At 67.0% G+C, this 7113-nt stretch carries 6 protein-coding genes and 1 pseudogene; 1 reads left to right on the top strand and 6 read right to left on the bottom strand.

What is annotated here, in order from left to right:
* Positions 1–399: 399 nt before the first annotated feature.
* From GSE44_RS24695 to GSE44_RS24670, 6 genes are all read right to left on the bottom strand, one after another.
* Positions 400–1341 carry an IS5 family transposase gene (locus GSE44_RS24695; protein WP_159351483.1) on the bottom strand — a complete coding sequence of 314 codons (942 nt, stop codon included), beginning with the start codon at positions 1339–1341 and terminating at the stop codon, positions 400–402.
* A 134-nt stretch (positions 1342–1475) separates the two neighbouring features.
* Positions 1476–1784, bottom strand: coding sequence for a transposase (locus tag GSE44_RS24690; RefSeq protein ID WP_159351482.1), 309 nt, complete (start codon positions 1782–1784; stop codon positions 1476–1478).
* A 77-nt stretch (positions 1785–1861) separates the two neighbouring features.
* A complete protein-coding gene (locus tag GSE44_RS24685; RefSeq protein WP_201306242.1) occupies positions 1862–2938 on the bottom strand; it encodes a DNA glycosylase AlkZ-like family protein in 1077 nt (358 codons plus the stop codon).
* A 231-nt stretch (positions 2939–3169) separates the two neighbouring features.
* The gene (locus GSE44_RS24680) at positions 3170–4312 is read right to left on the bottom strand and encodes a DUF2252 family protein (protein WP_201306241.1); all 1143 of its coding nucleotides are present in this window, start codon (positions 4310–4312) and stop codon (positions 3170–3172) included.
* Positions 4313–4454: 142 nt separating this feature from the next.
* Positions 4455–4619: a hypothetical protein gene (locus GSE44_RS24675; RefSeq protein ID WP_159351480.1), complete on the bottom strand. Its 165-nt coding sequence runs from the start codon at positions 4617–4619 to the stop codon at positions 4455–4457.
* A gap of 919 nt (positions 4620–5538) precedes the next feature.
* A complete protein-coding gene (locus GSE44_RS24670; protein WP_159351479.1) occupies positions 5539–5985 on the bottom strand; it encodes a CsbD family protein in 447 nt (148 codons plus the stop codon).
* Between the two features lie 481 nt (positions 5986–6466).
* On the opposite strand from GSE44_RS24670, the pseudogene GSE44_RS24665 reads away from it, so the two are divergent.
* Positions 6467–6679 (top strand): annotated as a pseudogene (locus tag GSE44_RS24665) (integrase core domain-containing protein); the annotation flags it as partial.
* Positions 6680–7113: the final 434 nt, after the last annotated feature.

Genomic DNA, 7113 nt, shown 5'->3' with positions numbered 1-7113 from the left:
TACCGGCCCGCAGCGGCCAGCACCCCACGCCATCATCCCCGATAGAGACGATCGCGCCGGTGGCCCCGGTCTCCGGCCGGGCTACGCCCGACCTGCGTCCGGGGCCACCGGCCAACTTGCCTGTCGGCACCGGCCAAGATGGTTGTCGCTGAACACCAGTCGGCGATCGCCGGTCCCGCCTGGTGCAGGGCTTCGGCGGAGGGCAGCCGCTCGCGCTTGCTCTGCTGGTTCACCCGCCGGTGGGAAGGCGAGAGCTGTGCGCGGAAGGCTTGATAGCTGCGGTTTTCAGCCGTTCTGGCCAAGTTTAGGGTTCGCGGGGCTGCGTTGAGGACCGGAGGCCGTCCATTTACCCCGCTGGCGGGCTTTCTAGCGGTTCGACGGGCACAGCTCGAGCTTGTCTCAGGCAGGCGCATCCTCGAGCAGACGCCAGCTGCGGCGAAGGTTGTAGGCCATTGCCGCGAGCCGAACTTGCAGTCCCGCGCGGGCCAGTCCCAGCCACCGCATCCGACGTAAGCCGTAGGAGCGCTTGACCGTGCCGAACACCTTCTCGATCCGGCCGCGCACCCGCCGCACGTCGGCGTTGTGTGCCTCTAATCGTGCAAGCGCCGCCGGCCCACCCCAAGTGCTCTTGTGCGTGACGTGGGGTGTGCCACCGCAGGCGCGGATGGCCGCCTCCGGCTTGCTGCCCGAGAAGGCGGTGTCGCCGTACACCGGGCCAGGCGCCTCCGGCAGGATCGCGGCCAGTTCTGCCGCGTCATGGACGTTGGCCGTGGTGACCTCGACACCACGGATCAGCCCCGCGTCCTGGTCGGTGGCGACATGAGCTTTGTAGCCATGAACCGGCTTACGTCGGCGGTGACCCGCCCAGCGCGCCTCACCGTCGCACTTGATGCTGGCCGACGGCAGATGCGTCGCATCCACCAGGGTGCCGGTGCGCACCACCACGCCGCGGGCATCGAGCTGGCGCGTGACCGCCTCAAACAAAGCCCGGTCCAGCCCGCGGCGCAGTAGCGCGGCGCGGAAGCGGACGAAGGTGGTCCGCTCGGGCGTTGGCTCGTGATTGGCAAAGCCGCAGAACCGGCGGAAGCTGGCACGGTCGTCCAGCGCCTCAGCGAGCCGCACGTCGGAGAGGTCGTGCCATGTGGCTAGCAGCAGCGCACGAAACAGTGCCAGCAGCGGCCAGCCAAGCTCGCCTTTGGCCGACGCCGAAATGCCGGCGAGTAGCGCGTCCAACTCGGCCCAATCGATCAGGGCAGCAACCTCGTCCAGCGACGCGCCGCCGCGCAGCGGGGCCTCACCACCTACGACCAGCCGTTCCTGCCCAATTCGCCGTCGTGCCACGACCGCCTCCGTCCCGCTCGCAAGAGCATCGAATCAGAGTACGCTGCACCGGATCAAGCCTTCCGCGCACAGCTCTCAAGGCATCAGGTTCCAGAGGTCACCGCAGGGCCAAGCCGACCACGGCAGGCAGTGGTCTACGTCCAAGATATCCGGTGCCAGCCGCCTGCCGCTCCAGACGCAATGGACGGCGGCCCCAGGCGCCGCACGGCGCGCAGGTTGTGCACCAGCATCTCGAAGCAGCCTGCTCTGAGCCAGCGCCGGGCCTGGTCATAGACCGCGTGCCAGGGCGGCAGACCATTGGGCATTGCCCGCCAAGCCACGCAGTAGCGGACCAGATATCGCAGCCCGCTGAAAATCTTCCGCAATGGGTGCTCACGCTGCCCGGCATCCTCGGGCAGCAGCGTCGGATAGGGCGCGAGCAGCGCCCACACCTCGTCAGACATATCGGACGGGTACGGCTTGCCAGACGGAATTCACCGCAAACAAGGGCACCTACAGGTCCGCACCGCTGCAGGCTCAATCAACGGATTCTCAAGCGCCCCGGTTCCGACAGCACCGTGTTCCGCTCGCTCAGGAACCGCTCCATCCGCGCCAGCTCGGCATCGAGCGCAAGGCGGAAGGCTTGGCTGCGCGGAGCCGCTTGCGCATAGCCCAGGGCCACTTCGATCCGTCCTCCGGCGAGGGCGACATTGGCCCAGCCGATCACCGCGTCGCCCCAGAGCACCGGCAGGGCATAGTAGCCGAACCGCCGCCGCGGCGGGGGCGTGTAGGCCTCGAACCGGTAGACCCATCCCCAGAGGTGCTCGAATCGGCGACGGTCCCAGACCAGCGGGTCGAAAGGCGCCAGCAGGCGGACATCACGCGGAGCCGCTTGGGAATCCCCAGCGCCCTCCGAAGCTGGCCAGACATAGTACTCGCCCTCGATCTCCTCGCCCTCCAGCTCCCCGCTCTTGAGCGCGGCGGTGACAACCGGCGCGAGAGGCCCGAGACCCGGGTTGCGCCTCGACATCAGCGCCAGTGCGCCCCTCAGGCTGACCAGGGATATCGGGGCCAGGATACGGGCCACCAGCATCACCGACCGCCGTGCCCGCGCTGTCGTGTCGGCCGCGGGCGGCGTCGGCGCGGTCGCCTCGTAGATCCGAATGCCGTCACGGCGCCGCGCCACTCGCAGAAGTCCATAGTGGTGCAGGCTCTCCAGCGCCCGCGTGGTCGCCTTAGAGAAGCCGCCCCAGGCATTCACGGCGCGCTCCCGGCCGAAGCGTTCCTCCAAATCCCTGGGATGGGTCGGGCCGTATGCACGCACGAACGCCAGCACCTCCGTCGCGAGCTCGGTCGGACGGTGGACGCCCGCCTCGGTATCCGGATCCGAGCGTGGGTGGAGCAGGTGCCGGGTTTCGGCGGGCATGAACCCATAGGCGTAGAGGAAATCCTCCTCTAACCCGAGCCGGGTGAAGCGGCGCTCCAGGTCCTCGGCGCGGTAGGCACTGACTCGGTGCCGCAGGATGAGGTCCTGCGCGCGGGCGGGCGCCCGGATCGGGTCCGCCTGCACGAAGCCGAGCCGGTGCATGGCGTCGGACAGGGTTGTGGGGGCGAACAAGGTCGTCCGGCGCGCCTGCGCCCGGACCCGGTCAAGTCCCGTGCCGGTCATCATGGTCGTGGGCCAGGTTGGCAGGTGCTGATGTCGGGGGCAACGTGTCGTGGCTCAGTTTCGAGCCCCGTCTACGATGACACGGGGCTCGAGGATGACTCGACACACCGGACAGCTTCGCATGAATCGGTGATGCCAGATGAGCAGCCAGCCGAAGCTGGTAGCAACGCCCGGCGGTTGTCAGGGCACCTCCGGAGTCGCCGCGAACTCAGCCTGTTCCGCCGCTATCCTCTCGGCGGCGACAGCGGCCCCCTTCGCGAGCCATGCGCGCCCACGCGCAGCAAAGTCACGCCGGACGTCCTCACCTGCGTCCTTTGTGGCGAGGTGGATGGATGCGAGCTCCCGGCCCATCGCCTCCAGCATTGGCCGACCGAGCAGGACATCCCGCCCCAAGGTTTCCTCGGGGCCATCCTCCGCCTCCCGTGAGAGCGGCTTATCGGTCTCGATCTTGCGGTTGTTCGGGGAGAGCCGCCTCACCGCCACGCCGTCGATCACGCGGTACCACGGGTCCGGCGCCCGGTAGCGGCCAGTCGCGATCTCGATGCAGCGGATGGAGCGACCTCCCGCCTCATGCACGCGCGTCCAGGCAGACGGGACAACAGCCTTGGCCTCGCGGACGACCCAGTCGCCGCACCACTGGGCCTGCGCGACCCAGCGAGGGCGCCCCAGGCTGCCGACGCCTGCGCTGCGGTACCAGATCCTCGGCTCGTCCGAGCCGGGTGGCAGGGTCGCGCGCAAGGCCGCCTCGTATCGAGGCCAGAGTTTCGGACGCTCGGCCTCTGTCCGGACCTCGAACTTCTTCCGCTTTCTCTTGAGCTTGTCCCAGAACTCCTGTCGGTGGCCCTCCGGAACCATCACCGCTTCACGTAGCCAGGCCAACTTCCGGTCGAGCACGGCGGGCCCCGGGTCCTCCAGGCCCTGCGCATACCCGTCGAGGATGGCCTCGGCGATGGCCTCGGCCTTGTGCTCGGCCCCTGCCAGCAGGCCACTGGTCGCAAGGCGGAGGAGATCGAGGGCGTAGGGCATCTCGGCGGCCTCGTCGTAGTCGTTCACGCCCCAAACCAGGCGCCCGTCCGCGTCGCGCCACGTTCCGAAGTTCTCGAGATGGATGTCGCCGACGGCCAGAACTTTGGGTGCCGAGGCCAACTCGGGAGCGAGTTCGAGTACGATCTCGGTCCACCGCCAGTAGGTCGCACGCAGGAAGGGGAAAGGGCCCGCCCTCATCTCGGAACGCTTCTCGGTCAAACCCTCATCGACAACCTCCCGACCGAGTTCGATCCGGAGGTACGCTTCGTAGCCCTTCGTCGATGTCAGGATGTCCACTGCTTCCCCTCCTCTGTTGGCAGCCAGTTCCACCGGCAGGCCGCAGAGTCCATTCGGAACTGAGAAGGGCAGCTTGATGGCGGGGAGTTACTCTCGTCCATGCCGCCTTGCAGCGTCCGGCATGCTCGCCGAACACGAGTTCTCAAGTGATATCCGTGACCAGGACCAAGCATCCAGGTGACTCCGAAGCCGCACGGAGTGCCTCAGCGAGCGTCGCTGCTTCCCGCGCCTGGAAGCCATCATCCTCCAGCATATCGACGACCATCCGCATTGTGTCCTCGTCTTCGACCACCAGGATGTCACACATTGCTGGGGGGCTCTTGGCAGTAAGGGCTGTGGTCTTGCTCGTGCAGGGGAGCGGCCCCACGGAGAGCAGGCTCGCGGGAGGCGCCTCCGACCCACCACAGCTTCTTCTCTATAACTCATGTTGCAGGTGGGGGTTACAGCAGCCGAGAACGCGAGACGCACCCTCTGCACCTCGCCGAACCAGCAGGGGGCACGAACGATGTTTAGGCCCGAAACGGAGCTGGAGATGGTTCGGCGCCATGTCCGCCAGAGAGAGGCCCACGTCACGCGTCGGCGCGAGATCATGGCCAGTTCCGGGCCGACAACCTGCCGTCAGCGGTGGCTGAGAACCTTCCTGCCGCCTTTGAGGAATCTTGTGGGAGCACAAGGCACACCTCGCGCGTGCCGAAGGAAAGCACGATGAGCGGCTGGCGACGCCCGGCGCGGTTGTGCCCGGTCGGGATGCGATTGCAGTGCCCCAGGGGCACTGCAATCGGAAGCCGAGGGGCGGGCGTGCCTGTGCCACAGACCGTTGACAGCCACAGCCCCATAGTAGCGGTTGAGCCCGCCGAGACGGCATCCGATGGTTCGCGGATTGGCTGCTCGGGGAACCGGTCGTGGCGAGCGAACGGCTGAACTGGGCGCTGAGCTGAGTAGGCGAAGTTGGCCGCAAGCGGAATGGCCGCCTCTGAGCGGCACGCGCGGTAGCCAGCCTCTCCTCGCACTGGCCGAGTTCCAGGCGTAATTCCCAATTGGACGTAACGTTGGCTGGCATTGGGCGCGATGCGCCTGTCCAGGACCGAACTACTTATGCCGCGAAGCGCTTCGGGGCTGCTCAGAAGCGAGCCTCGATCTCGAAAGCCGCATAGACAGGGAGCCTATCCTTGACCGGACAGGTCTCCCTGGTGGCCACCTCTCCTACGAAAAGCCTGCCGCGTTTCTCAGGTCCAGTCGCGCCGATACCAGGGCTTCGGCTCTGGCGCCGTCACCCGCCCCACAAGGAAAGCCAGCACGGCGACGAGCCCGACCGTCACGAGAGGGTAGCCGCGCACCACGTTGGAGGCGCTTTCCGCTCCCGAGGCGACGACGTCACGTGCCTGGCTGCCGTAGGCGCTAGCCTTGCGCCCGACCTGATCTAGGAGCGGACCGGTTCCTTCATCCATCATGCGGCTGGCCCGCTGCCCGAGGTCCGAGGCCTGCCCCGTCACTGTCTCGGCAGCGTCGTTCGCCGCGTCCTTGACCCCGCCGACTGCGTTGCGGACGGTGCCGACCACCTTGTCCGCGGCACCCTCCGTCTGAAGCTTCGCATCGCCGGTGATGTCGCCCACGCCTGACTTCACGCCGCCTAAGGCCTTGTCGGCCATGCCGCCCACGCGATCTTCGTCCATCGTTCCAACCTCCGTCTCTCGGTTTGGGTGGGGACGGACTGTCCATCCACCTGCGAGCCGGTCCACGACCCTCTTCGGCGAGCGTTGACCGACGCGCTAAGTTTCCTGCGACATCCAGTTGGTCGCCCTCGAGCAGGGTGTTGACAATGGCAGCCTCGCGAAGGTCAGCCACCGTCATCTCCGCCGGTCCAATCTACCGTCGTTCGCAGATGTGGCCTGTGCCCCTGAGCTGGTTCCGACTTTGGTGAGAGAGTTGGCCTCCTGGAGGAGGTCAGGATGCCTGGGAAGCGTTTGACGCCGGAGCAGATCATCGGGCTGCTGCGGCAGGCGGAGGTTGAGCTGGCGCAAGGCCGGACGGTAGGCGAGGTCTGCCATGGGTTGGGGTGTGGGGGCGAGCTTTTATCGCTGGCGCTCCGAGTATGGCGGGCTGAAGGCCGACCAGGCCCGGCGGATGAAAGAACTGGTGCGGGAGAATGCGCGGCTGCTTGACCGGGAGCTTTTCCATTCCCTGAAGAAAGCCGAGGTGCTGATCGAGCGGTGGCGGCGCCATGACAATACCTTGAGGCCTCACAGCGCGCTCGGGTACAGGCCACCTGCGCCGGAAGTCACTTTGCCCCGCCTGATCGGGCCCGCCTACGCTGCCCTCCGGCACGCCCAGCCGGGCCCGTCGATACATGGGCCAACTCTCCTGTAACCCATGGAGCCGCATCCGGGGTCAGGCCAGGTGTTCCGCGTCTCGGACTTGCAGCTATAGACCTCTCCCACAGCCGTGGCGTCCCGGCACGGTGGGGAACTCCTCAACCGCTCTGTCCCTGACCTTGGCTACTTTGGCCTTCCCCCTGGACCCCGGGCTCAGCCCACGAGTCGCGGGTGGGCTGCCGGGCGGAAGCACCTTACCGAAAACAACAGCCTGCAGGGCATAAAACGGCGCCGTATCAACAGCTTGTCTGTCAAGCCCGGAGGTGGGCGGAGGCACACGGACGCAGGCGGCGAGTCGAAAATGGCGGAGAGGGTGGGACCCGCCACCAAGGGCTGAGAAAGTTGATCTTGGCCGCATCAAGCCCGTTCAAGATGCCAGATTGGAGGTACGATCTGAAGTCCTTCTTGGAGTGCGACGCGATGGGAAGG

It is taken from the genome of Muricoccus harenae, from assembly GCF_009848505.1.
Lineage (GTDB): Bacteria > Pseudomonadota > Alphaproteobacteria > Acetobacterales > Acetobacteraceae > Roseomonas > Roseomonas harenae.
This window is presented reverse-complemented; position numbering and strand designations above follow the sequence as displayed.

What these genes read in the sequence shown, in the direction of transcription:
- GSE44_RS24675 (WP_159351480.1), bottom strand. Translation starts at nt 4,619, where the DNA reads ATGTGTGACATCCTGGTGGTCGAAGACGAGGACACAATGCGGATGGTC.
- GSE44_RS24670 (WP_159351479.1), bottom strand. Translation starts at nt 5,985, where the DNA reads ATGGACGAAGATCGCGTGGGCGGCATGGCCGACAAGGCCTTAGGCGGC.
- GSE44_RS24690 (WP_159351482.1), bottom strand. Translation starts at nt 1,784, where the DNA reads ATGTCTGACGAGGTGTGGGCGCTGCTCGCGCCCTATCCGACGCTGCTG.